The sequence below is a fragment of the Bacteroides sp. AN502(2024) genome (assembly GCF_041227145.1).
In the GTDB taxonomy this organism is placed as follows: domain Bacteria; phylum Bacteroidota; class Bacteroidia; order Bacteroidales; family Bacteroidaceae; genus Bacteroides.
Window position 1 is genome coordinate 2,916,311 of record NZ_JBGFSP010000003.1, and the last position, 17,522, is coordinate 2,933,832.

The 17,522-nt window shown below is 42.4% G+C and carries 10 protein-coding genes; 9 read left to right on the forward strand and 1 reads right to left on the reverse strand.

The genetic code is table 11. From position 1 onward, the window contains the following. Nucleotides 1-440: 440 nt before the first annotated feature. The 3 genes from AB9N12_RS11350 to meaB all read left to right on the forward strand — a co-directional run bounded on the left by AB9N12_RS11350 (nt 441) and on the right by meaB (nt 8,481). Nucleotides 441-6,185, forward strand: a complete 5,745-nt coding sequence (locus AB9N12_RS11350; RefSeq protein WP_369892169.1) for an alpha-2-macroglobulin family protein — start codon at nt 441-443, stop codon at nt 6,183-6,185. Between the two features lie 125 nt (nt 6,186-6,310). Next, a complete protein-coding gene (locus AB9N12_RS11355) occupies nt 6,311-7,378 on the forward strand; it encodes a DUF1573 domain-containing protein (RefSeq protein ID WP_369892170.1) in 1,068 nt (355 codons plus the stop codon). A gap of 11 nt (nt 7,379-7,389) precedes the next feature. Further along, nucleotides 7,390-8,481, forward strand: a complete 1,092-nt coding sequence (gene meaB, locus AB9N12_RS11360; protein WP_369892171.1) for a methylmalonyl Co-A mutase-associated GTPase MeaB — start codon at nt 7,390-7,392, stop codon at nt 8,479-8,481. A gap of 63 nt (nt 8,482-8,544) precedes the next feature. Here meaB and AB9N12_RS11365 read toward each other — a convergent pair whose 3' ends face one another. Next, nucleotides 8,545-9,465 carry a DMT family transporter gene (locus AB9N12_RS11365; protein ID WP_369892172.1) on the reverse strand — a complete coding sequence of 307 codons (921 nt, stop codon included), beginning with the start codon at nt 9,463-9,465 and terminating at the stop codon, nt 8,545-8,547. Nucleotides 9,466-9,582: 117 nt separating this feature from the next. On the opposite strand from AB9N12_RS11365, the gene AB9N12_RS11370 reads away from it, so the two are divergent. The 6 genes from AB9N12_RS11370 (at nt 9,583) to AB9N12_RS11395 (ending at nt 17,423) form a co-directional block, all read left to right on the forward strand. After that, nucleotides 9,583-10,446 carry an AAA family ATPase gene (locus tag AB9N12_RS11370; RefSeq protein ID WP_369892173.1) on the forward strand — a complete coding sequence of 288 codons (864 nt, stop codon included), beginning with the start codon at nt 9,583-9,585 and terminating at the stop codon, nt 10,444-10,446. A 22-nt stretch (nt 10,447-10,468) separates the two neighbouring features. Then, complete coding sequence (locus tag AB9N12_RS11375) at nt 10,469-11,497, forward strand: DUF4435 domain-containing protein (protein WP_369892174.1); 1,029 nt, start codon at nt 10,469-10,471, stop codon at nt 11,495-11,497. A gap of 36 nt (nt 11,498-11,533) precedes the next feature. After that, complete coding sequence (locus AB9N12_RS11380) at nt 11,534-12,874, forward strand: mechanosensitive ion channel family protein (RefSeq protein ID WP_369892175.1); 1,341 nt, start codon at nt 11,534-11,536, stop codon at nt 12,872-12,874. 147 nt (nt 12,875-13,021) lie between these two features. Then, complete coding sequence (locus tag AB9N12_RS11385; RefSeq protein WP_369892176.1) at nt 13,022-15,736, forward strand: TonB-dependent receptor domain-containing protein; 2,715 nt, start codon at nt 13,022-13,024, stop codon at nt 15,734-15,736. A 43-nt stretch (nt 15,737-15,779) separates the two neighbouring features. Then, on the forward strand, nt 15,780-16,991 hold the full coding sequence (locus AB9N12_RS11390) for a hypothetical protein (protein ID WP_369892177.1): 1,212 nt from the start codon (nt 15,780-15,782) through the stop codon (nt 16,989-16,991). A 291-nt stretch (nt 16,992-17,282) separates the two neighbouring features. Further along, nucleotides 17,283-17,423: a transposase gene (locus tag AB9N12_RS11395; RefSeq protein ID WP_369892867.1), complete on the forward strand. Its 141-nt coding sequence runs from the start codon at nt 17,283-17,285 to the stop codon at nt 17,421-17,423. The last annotated feature ends 99 nt before the right edge of the window (nt 17,424-17,522 follow it).

Here is a 17,522-nt window from a genome sequence, read left to right on the forward strand (position 1 = left end):
GATCGGTGAAGCCGATGTACATGTTTGGGGATATTCTACAATTAATATTAAACCAAACAAGTAAGTTTTATTTTTAGTTTTCAGGAATTAGTAATTTAAAGATTTAGAGATTATGGCAAAGAAAATGAGTTCTTTAATTAGGAAAATCCTTAGTGAAGTAGGTCGTAATGAAATGCTTTCATGGGGGTACAGAATTGAGAAATGATAACAAGTACATTAACTGGATTTGGAGTGGGGATACGTTATTAAAGACGATATCCCCACTTTTTCTATATAAAAAAGACAGAGCGAATTTGCTAATAAGCCAATGTTGGACACAGTACAGAACCGATAGCTTGATAAAGCTTTTTTTAAGCTAAAAAGAACAAATCTTTAAACTTTATTTCTTTACTTTGTCTTTTATAGAGTGAGACGTATAGCGAACTTAAACTAGAAAGATTATGAAAGTAAAGCAGATTTGTATAATAGTGCTATTAGGATTGGGAGTGATTCCGACAGTACAGGCACAAACGTTCGACAAATTATGGAAAGAAGTGGAGCAAGCGGAGAAAAAAAGCTTGCCAAAGACAGTGATCAAACTGACTGATGAGATTTATCAGAAAGGGGAAAAAGAGAAAAACTCTCCGCAGATGTTCAAAGCATATACGTGGCGGATGAAGTATCGGGAAATATTAAATCCTGATAGTTTTTATGCTGGTCTGAAGGGACTGGAACAGTGGGTGAAACAATCCGACCAACCAATGGACCGTGCTATTTTGCATTCTCTGATAGCTGGAATTTATGCAAATTATGCAGCTGACAACCAATGGCAACTTCGCCAACGGACAGAGATTGTAGGTCAAACTCCTTCTGCAGATATACGTGAGTGGACTGCCAATATGTTTGTAGAGAAAGTGCGGACAAATGTAAAAGAAGCCTTGACTGACTCTGTATTGCTGCTCAAAACTTCTTCACGCGACTATATCCCTTTCGTAGAACTGGGGAAAACGAGTGAATATTATCACCATGATCTCTATCATTTATTAGCTTCCCGTAGTATTAACGCTCTGTCGCAAGTGGAAAGACTGGGCAGATATGCTGAAACGAACGCCGTAGATCCGGTACAGCAGGATATAATGGCTATTTATGAAAATATGCTTTCTGCTTATAAAACAACCGAATTGAAAGAGGGCTATGTATTGACCGCACTTAACTATTTGGAATGGCAACAGGGAGCGGAACGGTATATTCGCCCTCTTCAAGTAAAGGGAGAGTCTTCGGTATTGACGGATGACACTTATCTGAAAACTTTGAATACATTGAAAAGTAAATATGCTTCGAATCCGATATGTGCTGAAGTGTACTTGGTGCAAGCACGTTATGCTATTGAAAAGCAACAGCAGATTAGTGCATTGCAGCTTTGCGATGAAGCGATTCGTCTTTATCCCGGATATGACAGAATCAATGCTTTGAAAAATCTTCGGGAAGAGATATTGGCTCCTTATTTGAATGTAACTGCAGCAGATCAGGCTTTCCCGAATGAAGAGATAGAACTAAGAGCCTCGCATAAGAATCTGGATGGCTTCACCGTCCGGATTTATCAGGCGAAGAAACTGATAAAGGAACAACATTACTCGGTAATTCGCCCGGAAGATTACCGGACACGGGACACGGTGTTTACATTCAAAGCTCCCGAACTTGGAGCTTACGTAATGCGTATCATACCGGATATTCGTGCGAAGAGAGACAGTGAAAGTAAGTTTGATGTAACACGTTTCAAGGTGTTGACTTGTCGTCTGCCGGAAAAACAATATCAAGTGGTGGCGCTGGACGGACAGACGGGACATCCTATTTCGAATGCGAAAGTTGCGATGTATAGTAACGATGAAAAAGTATTGCAGGAGTTTACAACGGACAAAGATGGCAAGGTGGTGTTTCCCTGGAAATCTGAATACCGCTATCTGAAAGCTTACAAGGGCACGGATACAGCAATGCCGAAACAAGGCATTTATGCAGGGAGTTACGGATATTACGGTGACGAAGACAAGGTGGCGGAGAATATGACTTTATTGACTGACCGTTCTTTGTATCGTCCCGGACAGACGGTGTATGTGAAGGGAATTGCCTATTCTCAACAATCAGATACGGCGAATGTGCTCCCGAACAAGGAATATACGGTGACTTTATGGGATGCGAACAATCAGGAAGTAGGGCGGAAGTCGGTACGTACCAATGAGTTCGGTTCGTTTGCCACTGATTTCGTGTTGCCTTCGGCTTGCCTGAACGGAATGTTCTCGTTGAAGGCAGGAAGAGACCGTACAAGTATCCGTGTGGAAGATTATAAACGTCCGACGTTTGACATCACTTTTGAAAAGCAACAGGGAAGTTACCAACTTGGTGATGAGATACAAGTGAAGGGTAAGGTGCAATCTTACAATGGCGTATTGCTTCAAGACCTTCCGGTGAGATATACGGTAAAGCGTTCTGCATACAGCCTTTGGCGGTTTGCGGAATCTGTGCAGATTGCTTCCGGTGAAGTGACGGCCAATGAGAATGGAGAATTTACGATACCGGTTCGCTTGCAGGAAAGTGATTCTTATAAGAATGATGATAAAGTATATTATCGCTATTCCATTGAAGCTACTGTTACCAATGTGTCGGGTGAAACGCAGTCTTCTACGGATGTGATTTCAGCTGGAAACCGTTCGTTGGTTTTGCAGGTGGAATTGCAAGATAAGACTTGTAGGGATCAACAGTTCGAAACAATGTTTAACGTGCAGAATCTGAATGGACAGCCTGTGGAGGTGAAGGGGGATTATTACCTGTATCCTGCCAAAGATAAGGATTTTAAACAGACAGAAGAGAAAGCTATTATAACGGGAACCTTTACTTCTAATAAAAATATGACGCTCGACTGGAAGAATCTTCCGTCGGGACCTTATGTACTGAAAGCATCAGTGAAAGACAATCAGGGTAAGGAAGTAACTGCCGACATCCATACGATTCTTTTCTCTGTCGAGGATAAACGTCCGCCTGTAGAAACAATGGTATGGTTCTATGGAGAAAATGTGGAATTTGATGCGACTCATCCGGCTGTGTTCTGCTTTGGTACGTCGAAGAAAGATGCTTATGTGATGATGAATGTATTTTCCGGTGATAAATTGTTGGAAAGTAAGACATTGAACTTGTCTGATACGATTGTTCGCTTCGAATATCCATATCAGGAGAGTTATGGTGACGGTGTATTTGTAAATTTCTGTATGGTAAGAGATGGACAGGTTTATCAAGAACATGTCCGGCTGACCAAACGAATTCCTGCAAAGACGTTGACTATGAAGTGGGAAGTGTTTCGTGATAAATTACGTCCGGGACAAAAGGAAGAATGGAAACTGACAATTAAAACGCCACAAGGACGAGCCGCTAATGCAGAGATGCTGGCAACGATGTATGATGCTTCACTGGATAAGATATGGAACCGTCAACAGAATTTCCAAATCTTCTATAACCGGATTGTTCCATATTCTAATTGGATGAGCGGATATTCAGGAAATAATTCATTTAATTACTGGTGGAATACAAAGAGTCTCAAAGTGCCGGGATTGGCGTATGATCGTTTTGTGATGCAGCCGGGGTATGGTATCGGAATTGCTTTAGAAGGAAATTTGGCCGGAGTAATGGTGAGAGGATATGGATCGGCCAGAAAGACGATGCTGACAGGCAGTGTTTCGGTATTGGACGTTGCGACTTCAAGAAGTAATGCGCCGATGATGAAATCTGCTATGGCTACTGATGCCATGACTGATGTTGAATTCCAATCGGAACAGGTATCCATGGAAGAAAATGCGGATGAGGTTTCTGATGACGAAATGCTCCCCGAAGCTCCTGCCGACCTGCGTACGAATCTTGCAGAAACAGCTTTCTTCTATCCTCAACTTCGCACCAATGAACAAGGAGAAATTTCATTCTCTTTCACGATGCCCGAAAGTCTGACGCGTTGGAACTTCCGTGGATATTCTCATACGAAAGAGATGCTGATGGGAACATTGGACGGTGAAGCCACCACGAGCAAGGAATTTATGCTGACTCCTAATCTTCCCCGCTTTGTACGTGTGGGGGATAAGACTTCTCTTGCAGCTTCTATTTCTAATATGACCGGTAAGTTGCAAACCGGAACGGTAAGTCTGGTTCTTTTTGACCCGATGACGGAGAAAGTGATCAGCACACAAAAACAGAAATTCAGCCTTGCTGCCGGAAAGACGATGGGCGTGAACTTCCAGTTTACCGTCAGTGATAAATACGAAATATTGGGATGCCGGATGATCGCTGACAGTGGTACTTTCAGTGATGGAGAACAACAGTTGCTTCCGGTTCTTAGCAATAAGGAACATCTGGTAGAGACACTACCCATGCCTGTACGTGGAGAAGAAACCCGTACTTTCTCACTCGATCGTCTGTTCAACCAACAAAGTAAAACGGTAACCGACCGTAAACTGACTGTTGAGTTTACAGGAAATCCGGCCTGGTATGCTATTCAGGCATTGCCTTCTTTGAGTCTTCCTACAAGCAATAATGCGATCTCCTGGGCTACGGCATATTATGCAAATACCTTGGCTTCGTTCATTATGAACAGTCAGCCGAAGATCAAGGCGGTGTTTGAAAGTTGGAAAATGCAGGGAGGTACGAAGGAAACCTTCTTGAGTAACCTGCAAAAGAATCAGGAAGTGAAGAACATCATTCTGGCCGAATCCCCTTGGGTGTTCGAAGCACAGACGGAAGAACAACAGAAAGAACGTATCGCCACTTTGTTTGACTTGAACAATATCCGTAGCAATAATATCGCGGCTTTGACCCGGTTGCAGGAGTTGCAGAACTCAAACGGTGCATGGTCATGGTATAAAGGGATGACCGGCAACCGATCTGTTACAACTTATATCGCCGGTTTGAATGCCCGCCTGACTATGTTGACAGGTGAGAGATTGAGCGGAGCGGCTCTCTCTTTGCAACAGAATGCTTTCACTTACCTTCATCAATCAGCTTTAGACGAATATAAGGAAATCTTGAAAGCACAGAAAGAAGGAGTGAAGTTTACCGGTGTTTCGGGTAGTATTCTGCAATATTTGTATCTCATCGCTATTTCGGGAGAGCAAGTGCCTGCGACCAATAAAGCTGCTTATACCTATTATCTTTCTAAGGTAGGAGAACTGCTTACTTCTCCTTCGATGGATACGAAAGCGATTGCCGCTATTGTACTTGATAAAGCCGGACGCAAGAAAGAGGCACAGGAATTTGTTTCATCTTTGAAAGAGTTCCTGACCAAGACAGATGAACAGGGAATGTTCTTTGCTTTCAACGAGAATCCGTATGCATGGGGCGGAATGCAGATGCAGGCTCATGTTGATGTAATGGAAGCGTTGGAACAGGTAGGGGGTAACAACGATACGATGGAAGAAATGAAACTTTGGCTGTTGAAGCAAAAGCAAACACAGCAATGGAACTCTCCGGTAGCTACTGCCGACGCGGTATTTGCGTTGCTGATGAAAGGTGTCAACTTGCTGGACCATCAGGGAGATGTACGGATTGTAATTGCTAATGAAGTACTGGAAACGGTTGCTCCGAGTAAAACGACTGTTCCCGGATTGGGATATATCAAACGTTCTTTCACACAGAAGAATGTGGTGGATGCCCGTAAGATTGAAGTGGAAAAGAGAAATCCGGGTATCGCCTGGGGAGCTGTGTATGCAGAATTTGAATCCCCCATCAGTGATGTGAAACAGCAGGGTGGTGAGTTAAATGTAGAGAAACAGTTATATGTGGAACGTATGGTAAATAACGCTCCTCAATTACAGCCTGTAACAGCGAAGACGGTTCTCCAGGTAGGTGATAAAGTGGTTGCCCGTTTGAGTATCCGTGTAGACCGTCCGATGGACTTTGTACAGTTGAAAGATCAGCGGGGGGCTTGCTTCGAACCGATCGGCACCATTTCCGGTTATCGTTGGAACAACGGACTAGGCTATTATGTAGATATCAAAGATGCGTCAACCAATTTCTTCTTCGATCATTTAGGAAAAGGAGTATATGTATTGGAATATAGTTACCGTGTCAGTCGTGCAGGAACTTATGAAACAGGTCTGGCAACTATGCAATATGCATACGCACCGGAATATGCTTCACATTCTGCCTCGATGAGGGTTGGCATTAAAGAATAACGCAAGACATTTGATATTCAGGCATGGGGCTCACGTGTCTTGTCAATCTGTGTTAATCTGTGTAATCTGTGATGAAAAACTCATCTAAAACAACTACATTTGTGCACCCAATTAAATAATATCGCATGAAACGTACTTCGCTATTTATATTATCCTTGTTTACTGTCGTTTTGGCAGCCGTTGCCCAACCCCGTATCTCTTCCAATAAAGAGATGCATAACTTCGGACAAATTGAGTGGAAACGTCCGGTGACTGTGGAATATACCATCACTAATACGGGAAATCAACCGTTGGTGCTGACCAATGTCACTACCTCTTGTGCCTGTGCCGTGGCCGACTGGACAAAAGAACCGATTGTTCCCGGAGGAAAAGGAATAGTAAAGGCTGTTTTTGATGCAAAGGCGTTAGGTCATTTTGAAAAGTCGGTAGGTATATATAGCAATGCCAACCCGAGTCTGGTTTATCTGAAATTTACCGGTGAAGTGGTGCGGGAAATAAAAGATTATACAAAGATACTTCCTTATACAATAGGGAATATCCGTTTAGATCGCGATGAATTCGCTTTTCCCGATGTCTATCATGGACAGCAACCTTCACTGACATTCAGCATTGCCAATCTTTCCGATCGTCCCTACGAACCGGTATTGATGCATCTGCCTCCTTATCTGAAAATGGAAGCGGAACCTAAAGTTTTGTTGAAAGGCAAAAAAGGAACTGTTAAATTGACTTTGGATGCAAGCCAGCTAAAAGACTACGGATTGACACAGACATCTGTTTACCTTTCCCGTTTCTCGGGTGATAAGGTGAGTGAAGATAATGAAATTCCGGTTTCGGCCATTCTGCTTCCCGATTTCTCACGCATGACGGAGAAAGATTCTCTGAATGCTCCTGCTATACGCATTTCAGAAACGGATATAGATCTCAGCGTGCCATTGATAAAAAAGAGTAAGGCAAGCTATAATATCTTGATTGCCAATGCGGGAAAAACTCCGTTAATTATCAGTAAGTTGCAGGTATTCAATTCATCAGTAGGAGTGAGCCTGAAAAAGACCGTACTTCCTCCGGATGGAATGACGAAGCTCAAGGTTACCATTCGTAAGCGTGACGTAGGCAACAAGAAACATCATTTACGTATCTTGATGATCACGAATGATCCGTTACGTCCAAAAGTCGAAATTAATATTAAACGCTAAATCCTATTATTATGGAACACCCAGAAAATAGTGAAGAATATAAGGGACTCGTTGTCAATAAAGGCATTGAGCAACCCTCATCTGTGAATCCTTATTTGAAACGGAAGCCTAAGAAACGTCAACTTTCGGTAGCAGAGTTTGTAGAAGGTATCGTAAAGGGAGATGTCACTATATTGAGTCAGGCTGTGACATTGGTTGAAAGCGTAAAGCCCGAACATCAGGCTGTTTCGCAGGAAGTTATCGAGAAGTGTTTGCCATTTTCCGGCAATTCGATTCGGATCGGTATCAGTGGTGTCCCCGGTGCGGGAAAGAGTACGTCGATAGATGTATTCGGTCTGCACGTGCTCAAAAAAGGAGGGAAGTTGGCGGTATTGGCTATTGACCCTAGTAGTGAGCGTAGTAAAGGCAGTATCTTGGGAGATAAAACCCGTATGGAGCAGCTTTCTGTGCATCCAAACTCGTTTATCCGTCCTAGTCCTTCGGCTGGTTCATTAGGGGGAGTGGCACGTAAAACACGTGAGACGATTATTCTTTGTGAAGCTGCCGGATTCGATAAGATTTTTGTGGAGACAGTAGGAGTGGGGCAGAGTGAAACGGCTGTTCACTCAATGGTTGATTTTTTCCTGTTGATTCAGTTGTCCGGTACAGGAGATGAACTGCAAGGCATTAAGCGGGGTATTATGGAGATGGCGGATGGCATTGTTATCAATAAGGCGGATGGAGATAATCTGGAACGTGCCAAGTTGGCTGCCACTCAATTTCGTAATGCATTGCATCTATTTCCTACACCGGAATCGGGGTGGATTCCCAAAGTGCTGACTTATTCCGGCTTTTATAATCTGGGTGTCAAAGAAGTATGGGATATGATTTATGAATATATTGACTTTGTCAAAGAAAATGGCTATTTTGAATATCACCGTAACGAACAAAGTAAATATTGGATGTATGAAAGCATCAATGAGAAGCTTCGTGACAGCTTCTATCATAATCCGAAAATTGAAGCGATGTTGTTGGAAAAAGAACAGCAGGTATTGAAAGGCAATCTGACTTCATTTACAGCTGCAAAAAGCTTGCTCGATACTTATTTTGAAGATTTGAAATGAGACTTTAAATGAGTAAAGACTTTAAGTTGTGTAAGTAATGATGTTTTTTCGCAATATTTTCTGCTATGCATGAAGTTTTTCTGCTTTTTCAAGATCAGCTCTCGATTTACTTTGAGTAACAATATATACTCCCAAGAATACGAGTGCAATAGCAATTCCTTTTTTCCAGCCAAAACTTCCCACACCCATAGCGATTGCTGCAGTTGTAGCCACGATCGGCTGCATATAGTTGTACATGCTGACTACTGTAGGACGGAGCAGTTTCTGTGCGGTCATGATACACAGATATGCGAGGAAACTACCTCCTAATACAACATACAATACCTGTATGATAGCAATTGTGGAAACAGAAGTCCATTGAATCGTAGAAATATCATAATAGGAGAACGGAATATAGCACATCGAAGCATAAATGAACATCCATTTATTAATCGTTACTGCTGAATATCGTTGGGACAATCCCTTGAATACAGTCAGGTAAATGGAGAAACTGATTTGTGCAACGAGACAAAGCAAGTCGCCAATCAGGCTTCTGTTCCCATTGCTTCCTGTCTGGCTGCTTACAATGAGAATGAGTGCTCCCATAGCACCTATAAAGATTCCCATTACTTTCTTATTGGTAATGGGTTCTTTCAGATAGATGGCTGCTACCACCATGGTTACAATCGGTAGCGTGGTAGTCACGATAGAGGCATCAATGGGAGAAGTCATGGAAAGCCCGAAGATAAATACTCCCTGATTGAATACCAATGCAAACAGTGAAGCAAAGAAGATTTTCAGCATATCATGATGATTCACATGTTCCTGCTTGCAGAATATAGAAAGTAACCAGAAAGCTGCAGCAGCTCCCACCATGCGGAATGTGGTGACAGAAATGGCGGAAAACTCCTGAAGAGCTGATTTACCAATGGGAGCCATCAATCCCCACATGATGTTTGCCATAAGTGCAAACAGATGACCATGCAGATTTGTACTTTTGTTCATGTTGATATTAATTGATCTATTTCTTATTAAGAATAACAGTCGAATAAGAAAATGGTTGCAAAGGTAGTCGTTTATCGTATGATTTGTTTATATTTGCCTTGATTAAATTTGAATAATATGGAACAATCAGCCAATTATATCCGTCGTATCGAAATACACGGACTATGGGAACGCTTTAATATAGGATGGGATTTACGCCCCGATGTGAACATTCTCTCCGGTATCAACGGAGTGGGTAAGACTACCATTCTGAACCGTTCGGTAGGATACCTCGAAGAGCTCTCCGGTGAAATGAAAAGCGACGAAAAGAATGGCGTGCGCCTCTTCTTTGACAATCCCCGGGCAACTTATATCCCTTATGATGTAATCCGGAGTTATGACCGGCCTTTGATTATGGGGGACTTCACTGCCCGCATGGCGGACAAAAATGTAAAATCCGAACTGGACTGGCAACTTTATCTGTTGCAACGCCGTTATCTTGATTATCAGGTCAATGTTGGCAATAAGATGATCGAGGTGCTTTCCAGCTCTGATGAAGAAGAGCGTCGCAAAGCAGCCACATTGTCCGTAGCCAAACGTCGTTTTCAGGATATGATTGACGAACTGTTCAGCTATACACGCAAAAAGATAGATCGGAAGCGGAACGATATCGCTTTTTATCAGGATGGCGAACTGTTATTCCCTTATAAACTGTCGTCCGGTGAAAAGCAAATGTTGGTTATCCTGCTGACTGTACTCGTGCAGGACAATAGCCATTGCGTATTGTTTATGGACGAGCCGGAAGCTTCCCTTCACATAGAATGGCAGCAAAAATTGATTGCCATGATACGTGAACTGAATCCGAATGTGCAGATAATCCTGACAACCCATTCTCCTGCTGTCATTATGGAAGGCTGGCTGGATGCTGTGACGGAAGTTACTGATATATCCACCAACGTAGGGCATAAGATTGACAAGGATTCCTCCAACAGTAATCTGTAATTCGTAATCTGTAATAGTACAAATGGCAACTTCACTACGAGATAATCTGACTTCTTCCTATTTCAATGCTGCCCATAAGCTTTATTCGAAGAGAGCACGCCGACGTATCATCGCTTATGTAGAAAGCTATGACGACATTGCTTTCTGGCGCACATTGCTTGAAGAGTTTGAAGATGACGAACACTATTTCCAGGTGATGCTTCCTTCGACTACTTCTCTGGCAAAAGGAAAAAAGATGGTGCTTATGAACACGCTGAATACAGCCGAACTGGGGAGAAGTTTGATAGCCTGCGTTGACAGTGATTATGATTTCCTGTTACAGGGGACCACCAATACCTCCCGTAAGATCAACCGGAATAGGTATATTTTTCAGACTTACACCTATGCCATTGAAAATTATCATTGTTTTGCTGAAAGTCTTCATGAAGTATGTGTGCAGGCTACATTGAATGACCGCCCCATTTTTGATTTCAACTCTTACCTGAAGAAGTATTCCGAAATCGTATATCCGCTTTTCCTTTGGAACGTATGGTTTTATCGCCAGCGGGATACTTATACTTTTCCGATGTACGATTTCCATGCCTATACTTCTTTGCGAGAGATTAATATCCGGCATCCGGAGAAGAGCTTGGAATCGCTTCAACAACGGGTTAATCAGAAGCTTGGCGAATTGACAAGGAAATTTCCCCATAGTATTATTCGGGTGAACGAGTTGCGAGCTGAATTTAAAGAGCTGGGGTTGGTACCGGAAAACACCTACTTGTATATGCAGGGACATCATGTGATGGATAATGTGGTAATGAAACTTCTGATTCCTGTCTGTACCGTGCTTCGCCGCGAACGGGAACAGGAGATCAAGCGGCTGGCCGAACACAATGAACAGTTCAGAAACGAACTGACCTGTTATCAGAATAGCCAGGTGAATGTGGAGATCATGCTCAAGAAAAACGTAGCCTATAAAAGACTCTTCCATTACGACTGGCTGCGCCAGGATCTTAGTGAATATTTGGAAGAAGGGAAAAACAAAGAGGGAGGGAAACAGAAATCATAAATAAAAGAAAAACTAAAAAAAGAGAGACGATTGCTTATGAAAGAAGTAACGGAAGTTGTTGATACTGTGAGTGTGGCATTGGGAAATGGACAACCGGAAGAGGCTGGTTATGCAGTGATGAAGGGGGTGAACCATGCGCTGCTTTCAATAGGGGTGAATGAAGTTTGGGCGGATAAGATTGATAACTTTATCCTCTTATTGCTTATTATTGGAGTTGCTTTACTGGCGAATTTGATTTGCCGCAAGATCATTCTGCGTACCGTAGCTAAATTGGTGAAACAGACGAAAGCCACTTGGGATGACATTGTATTCAATGATAAAGTGATGGCAAACCTTAGCAGGATGGTGGCGCCGATATTGATTTATATAGCTATTCCTATTGCATTTCCGGAGCACGCGGATTCTGCTTTGCTCGATTTTCTTCGCCGACTTTGCATGATTTACATTCTTGCAGTTTTTCTTCGTTTCTTCAGTGCTTTATTTACGGCTGTTTATCTGGTATATAGTGCGCGCGAGCAATATAAGGACAAACCTTTGAAGGGACTTTTGCAGACAGCACAGGTTATTCTCTTCTTTATTGGAGCTATCATTATTATCAGTATTCTGATAAAGCAAAGTCCTGTGGTGTTGTTGACTGGATTGGGAGCTTCAGCCGCAGTTCTGATGTTGGTTTTTAAAGACAGTATCATGGGATTTGTCTCCGGCATCCAGCTTTCTGCTAATAATATGTTAAAGGTGGGCGACTGGATCACGATGCCGAAATATGGTGCGGACGGTACAGTGATAGAAGTAACATTGAACACCGTGAAAGTGCGTAACTTCGACAATACAATCACTACCATTCCTCCTTACCTGTTGATTAGTGATTCTTTTCAGAACTGGCAGGGTATGCAAGAATCCGGTGGGCGCCGTGTGAAACGTTCCATCAACATAGATATGACCAGTGTACGCTTCTGCACGCCGGAGATGTTGGAAAAGTACCGGAAGATACAACTACTGAAAGACTATGTGGATGAAACGGAAAAGGGCGTGGAAGAATATAATAAAGAGCATCATATCGACAACTCTGTATTAGTGAATGGACGCCGGCAAACGAACTTGGGAGTTTTTCGGGCCTACCTGACCAATTATCTGAAGAGTCTGCCCACTGTTAATCAGGAAATGACCTGCATGGTACGCCAACTCCAACCTACTGAAACCGGTATTCCGTTGGAACTTTATTTCTTTTCTGCCAATAAAGTGTGGGTTGCTTATGAAGGTATACAGGCAGATGTTTTCGATCATGTGCTTGCTATTATTCCCGAATTCGATTTGCGCGTCTTCCAGAATCCGTCGGGAACAGACCTCCGTCGGATAGGGGTCAAGATAGAAAATTAATCAAACAATAGAGATTGATAATCGGTTGGTGATATCTTGTTATCATTTTGTAATTACTCTTTTAATAGATTGTATTTTTTTCGTTTTATGGTTGTAATACCTACCTTCTATCTTTGCCGGTGTAATTAAAACATAGAGCAAAGTTAGATGAAAAAATTGTTTCTTATCCGATTTTCAGTGGCGGTCTTTTTTTGCCTGTTGTGTGTACTTCCTGTATGGGCTGCCAACATCAAGATTAAAGGAGTTGTGAAAGACAAACTATCCAAGGAACCTTTGATAGGGGCTACGGTACGTTTGCTTGGCACTCAAGCCGGAGCAGTGACCGATATGGATGGTAGTTTCGAGTTGAGCAGCGTGGAGGTTCTGGAAGGTATGTATGATGTTGAGATTAAATATGTAGGTTACAAAACAGAAGTGCGTCATAAAGTGCATGTGGAGAATGGAAAGCTGGTGATCTTGAATCTGGAACTGGAAACTGATACACAGGAACTTTCCGATGTGGTGGTTGTAGCTAAGAAGAACCGGGAAAATGAGAATATGCTGTTACTCGAACAGCAAAAAGCAGTGATTGCCGTTCAATCTGTCGGTGTCAGGGAACTTTCCCGCAAGGGCGTTTCGGACGCAGAAGGTGCTGTGACGAAAGTTGCCGGAGTGTCTAAACAAGACGGAGTGAAGAATGTCTTTGTCCGTGGATTGGGAGACCGGTACAATGCAACTACTTTTAATGGATTTGCTCTTCCTTCCGAAGATCCGGAATATAAGAATATCTCTCTTGATTTCTTCGGTACGGACCTCATTCAGTCTGTAGGTGTAAATAAAGCATTCCATGCAGGAGGTAGCAGTGATGTCGGAGGGGCAACTATTGATATCGTGTCTAAAGAGCTAATTGGTAGCAGTAACTTCGGATTTGGCATTTCCGGTGGTTTGAATACACAGACTGTAGCGGCTGATTTTCTAAAACAGGATGGAGTGAACTTCATGGGTTTTGCCAATCGCACCGAACCTGTCGATGAGAACTCATGGGGCTTCAAAAACAAGTTGGACCCTTCCGCCCGACATCTACAAGTCAACCGGAGTTACAGTCTTTCCGGGGGGAAAAGATTTTATGTCGGGAAAGAAAAAAATCCGCTTTCTTTCTTCCTGACTGCCGGATATACGGCGGACTATCAGTATACGGATGAAATTATGCGTAATACGACTACCAGCGGTACGGTCTATAAAGATATGAATGGCAAGAAGTATGCGGAGAATATCAGTCAGCTGGCACTTGCCAATGTAGATTTTGATATGCAGAACCGCCATCACATCAGCTATAATTTGATGATGATTCATGCCAATAACCAGTCGGTAGGCGATTACAAAGGAAAGAACTCGACCTTTAGTGACGACCATGGAAACCTCGGATTCACCCGTCGCCAACAAACAAATGACAATATGCTGATCGTTAATCAGTTGATGACTAACTGGGGATTGACCAGATCATTAAGTCTCGATGCTGGTGCTTCCTACAATATCGTGAAAGGTTATGAGCCGGACCGCCGTATCAATAACCTGACTAAAGCGGAAGATGGCTATACGTTGCTAAGAGGGAACTCGCAACAGCGCTACTTCTCAACTTTAGATGAAAACGACTTGAATGTAAAAGCAGGCTTGGTTTATCATCTGAAAGATAATATAGAAGAAATTTCGAATGTCTGTTTGGGATATACAGGTCGGTTCGTTGACGATAATTTCACAGCTACGGAGTATAATCTGACCGTAGGACACGTTTCTGCCATCCCTTCTTGGGATGATTTCTCTCTTGATGATTATTATAATCAGGAAAACTTTGCTTCCGACTGGTTCAAGATACAAAAGAACATTGATGAGTATACCGTAAAAAAGAATATCCATTCCGCTTATGCCGAAGCTACCTGGCAGTTTACTTCCCGCTGGATTGTGAATTTAGGACTGAAATATGACAAGGTTGATATTGAAGTGGATTACAATGTGAATCGTGGAGGTTCTAAAGGAAATAATATCATTCAAAAAGATTATTTCTTGCCCAGCTTGAATCTCAAATACCAATTGAATGGGAAAAACTCGCTCCGCTTGGGTGCCAGTAAGACGTATACGCTTCCACAGGCCAAGGAAATATCTCCTTACCGGTATGTCGGTGTGAATTTCAACAGCCAGGGAAACCCCAATCTGAAACCTTCAGATAATTATAACCTTGATTTGAAATGGGACTTTAATCCTACTCCGACTGAATTGATTTCTTTCACTGCTTTCTATAAACAGATCGATCATCCGATATCCCGTATAGAAGTGGCAAGTGCCGGAGGTTATCTTTCTTATGAGAATATAGCAGATAAAGCAACCGTAGCCGGAGTGGAAGTGGAGATACGTAAAAATCTGTTTGTCAGTCCGGTGAGTAATGTTGCGAACGGAATGAATAAACTTTCTTTGGGATTGAACGGCTCTTATATTTATACAAACGCAAAAATGCCTTTGGCAACGGTTACTATCGGTTCGCAACTGGAAGGAGCTGCACCGTGGATTGTCAACTTCGATCTCTCTCATAACTTTACAAGAGGCGAGTGCCGTTTTGTTAATACACTGGTACTAAACTATGTGAGTGATAAGATATATACCATTGGTACGCAGGGTTATCAAGACATGATAGAACAGGGGATCCTGACATTGGATTTTGTATCCCAGACCAGACTGAACAAATATCTTTCATTCAATCTGAAAGCTTGTAACTTGCTGAACCCTTCTTATATGTTAAGCCGTAAAGCGAACGAGAACGGGGAGAAAGTAATACTGAATGATTATAAAAAAGGAATAAATATAAGCCTGGGAGTGTCGTGTACATTCTAAACCGGGTAATGAAATAAAAATATTAACTAATAATGAAAGCAAAATGAAAAGGTTGTTTGTGAATTTTATGACATTTGCCATTATGGCAACAGTATTTACATTGACTGCATGTAGCAGTGATAGTGACGGAGACGGTGATGGTAACGGAGAGGGTGGAAGCAACGGCGGAACAGGTAGTTCTATCGTTGTAGGTGATAATGTCTTGTTTGGAACATTGACCGGCGAACAGACTCTGGAAGCCAAAGAATATATCCTGAACGGAACGGTGGTTATCGCAGATGGCGGTCGTCTGAATATCCCTGCCGGGACTATCATTAAAGCCAACGAAGGTTTCAGCAATTATCTTCTGGTGGCCCAGGGAGGCAAACTTTACGCTGATGGTACAGCTGCCAAGCCAATCGTGTTTACAGCCAATTCCACTACTCCTTCGTCAGGACATTGGGGAGGTATCATTATTAACGGTAAAGCTCCGATCTCCGGGTCGAGTGCGGATAAAAAAGATCTGGGGTTGACCGAAATAGACAATAATTATAAATATGGTGGGAGTGTAGATAATGATAATTCCGGTTCGTTGACCTATGTGCAGATCTGCTATGCCGGTGCCCGTTCCACGGCTGACATCGAGCATAACGGATTGACACTGAATGGGGTTGGAAACGGTACCAAGATTGAGAATATCTATATTCCAGAGAGTGCGGATGATGCTATCGAATTCTTTGGCGGTACGGTGAATGTGACCAACCTGCTAGCTGTGAACCCCGATGATGATATGTTCGATTTCACTCAAGGATATTCCGGTACGTTGAAAAATTGTTATGGCGTTTGGGAAAGTGGTTATACCAGTACAGAAGCAGACCCACGCGGCATTGAAGCAGACGGTAATTTGGATGGACTCTATCCGGATCATTTACGTCAGTCTGATTTTAAGGTTGAGAATATGACTATCGTAAATAACGCAGCAAATATAACGGACAACGTAGACCGTATGCAGGATGTGATCAAGATTCGTCGCGGTGCGAAAGCTACCATTACAAATGCTCTTGTGAAAGGGACCGGCGGTACAATTGATCTGGTTGATGTGAATGACAGTAAAGGTGCAGGTAATGCAGCTTCCAGCATTAGTATCACTAATACCTTGAATTTTAAAACTAAACTGAACGGTACATTGAATACATTTACAGAATCGACCACTAACACAGGTGCGGATGTATCCTTATTTACTTGGACCGGATATGGCTTCTCCTCATCCTATTAAAGAGTAGTTTTTTATGGGAGGTATGGGAGAATTTGTAACAAACAGATTCTTCCATATCCTGTTTGTTTCTTGGTGTAAGCGACTTCTTGCTTTTTTATTTAGTTTATAGTATGAGTGATTACCTTTTGTCTCTATTTGTCGACATATTGTCGTGCAATGATGTCACAGTATTTACCAATGCGATGAATATCAACAAGTGAAAACCTGCATCGAAAGCAGCCATGAAGATAAAGAACTTCTTCGAGCATCTTTGTTACCTTTACGCGAGCGTTCTCCGTATCCTTTGTGGCAATGATCTGGTCACACATATACGGTATCAAGAACTTCTTTGTAATGAGGGATGTCAACAACATGGTACTCGAAGGACTTAACTCGCAAATACAACTTGCAAAAAAGAGAGCAAGGGGATTTGTAAATACAGAAAACTTTTAAGTATATGATCAACTTTGTGACTGGAGGGCTTAAGCTGGATTATCCACACGATTCGTTATAGACCCATCTTTCTATTTAAGATAAAAATATAGCCATACT

Bases quoted from the DNA above. Each gene is read 5' to 3' on its own strand.
- AB9N12_RS11350 (WP_369892169.1), top strand. From the start codon at position 441: ATGAAAGTAAAGCAGATTTGTATAATAGTGCTATTAGGATTGGGAGTG.
- AB9N12_RS11365 (WP_369892172.1), bottom strand. From the start codon at position 9,465: ATGAACAAAAGTACAAATCTGCATGGTCATCTGTTTGCACTTATGGCA.
- AB9N12_RS11370 (WP_369892173.1), top strand. From the start codon at position 9,583: ATGGAACAATCAGCCAATTATATCCGTCGTATCGAAATACACGGACTA.
- AB9N12_RS11385 (WP_369892176.1), top strand. From the start codon at position 13,022: ATGAAAAAATTGTTTCTTATCCGATTTTCAGTGGCGGTCTTTTTTTGC.
- AB9N12_RS11395 (WP_369892867.1), top strand. From the start codon at position 17,283: ATGATCTGGTCACACATATACGGTATCAAGAACTTCTTTGTAATGAGG.
- AB9N12_RS11390 (WP_369892177.1), top strand. From the start codon at position 15,780: ATGAAAAGGTTGTTTGTGAATTTTATGACATTTGCCATTATGGCAACA.
- meaB (WP_369892171.1), top strand. From the start codon at position 7,390: ATGGAACACCCAGAAAATAGTGAAGAATATAAGGGACTCGTTGTCAAT.
- AB9N12_RS11375 (WP_369892174.1), top strand. From the start codon at position 10,469: ATGGCAACTTCACTACGAGATAATCTGACTTCTTCCTATTTCAATGCT.
- AB9N12_RS11380 (WP_369892175.1), top strand. From the start codon at position 11,534: ATGAAAGAAGTAACGGAAGTTGTTGATACTGTGAGTGTGGCATTGGGA.
- AB9N12_RS11355 (WP_369892170.1), top strand. From the start codon at position 6,311: ATGAAACGTACTTCGCTATTTATATTATCCTTGTTTACTGTCGTTTTG.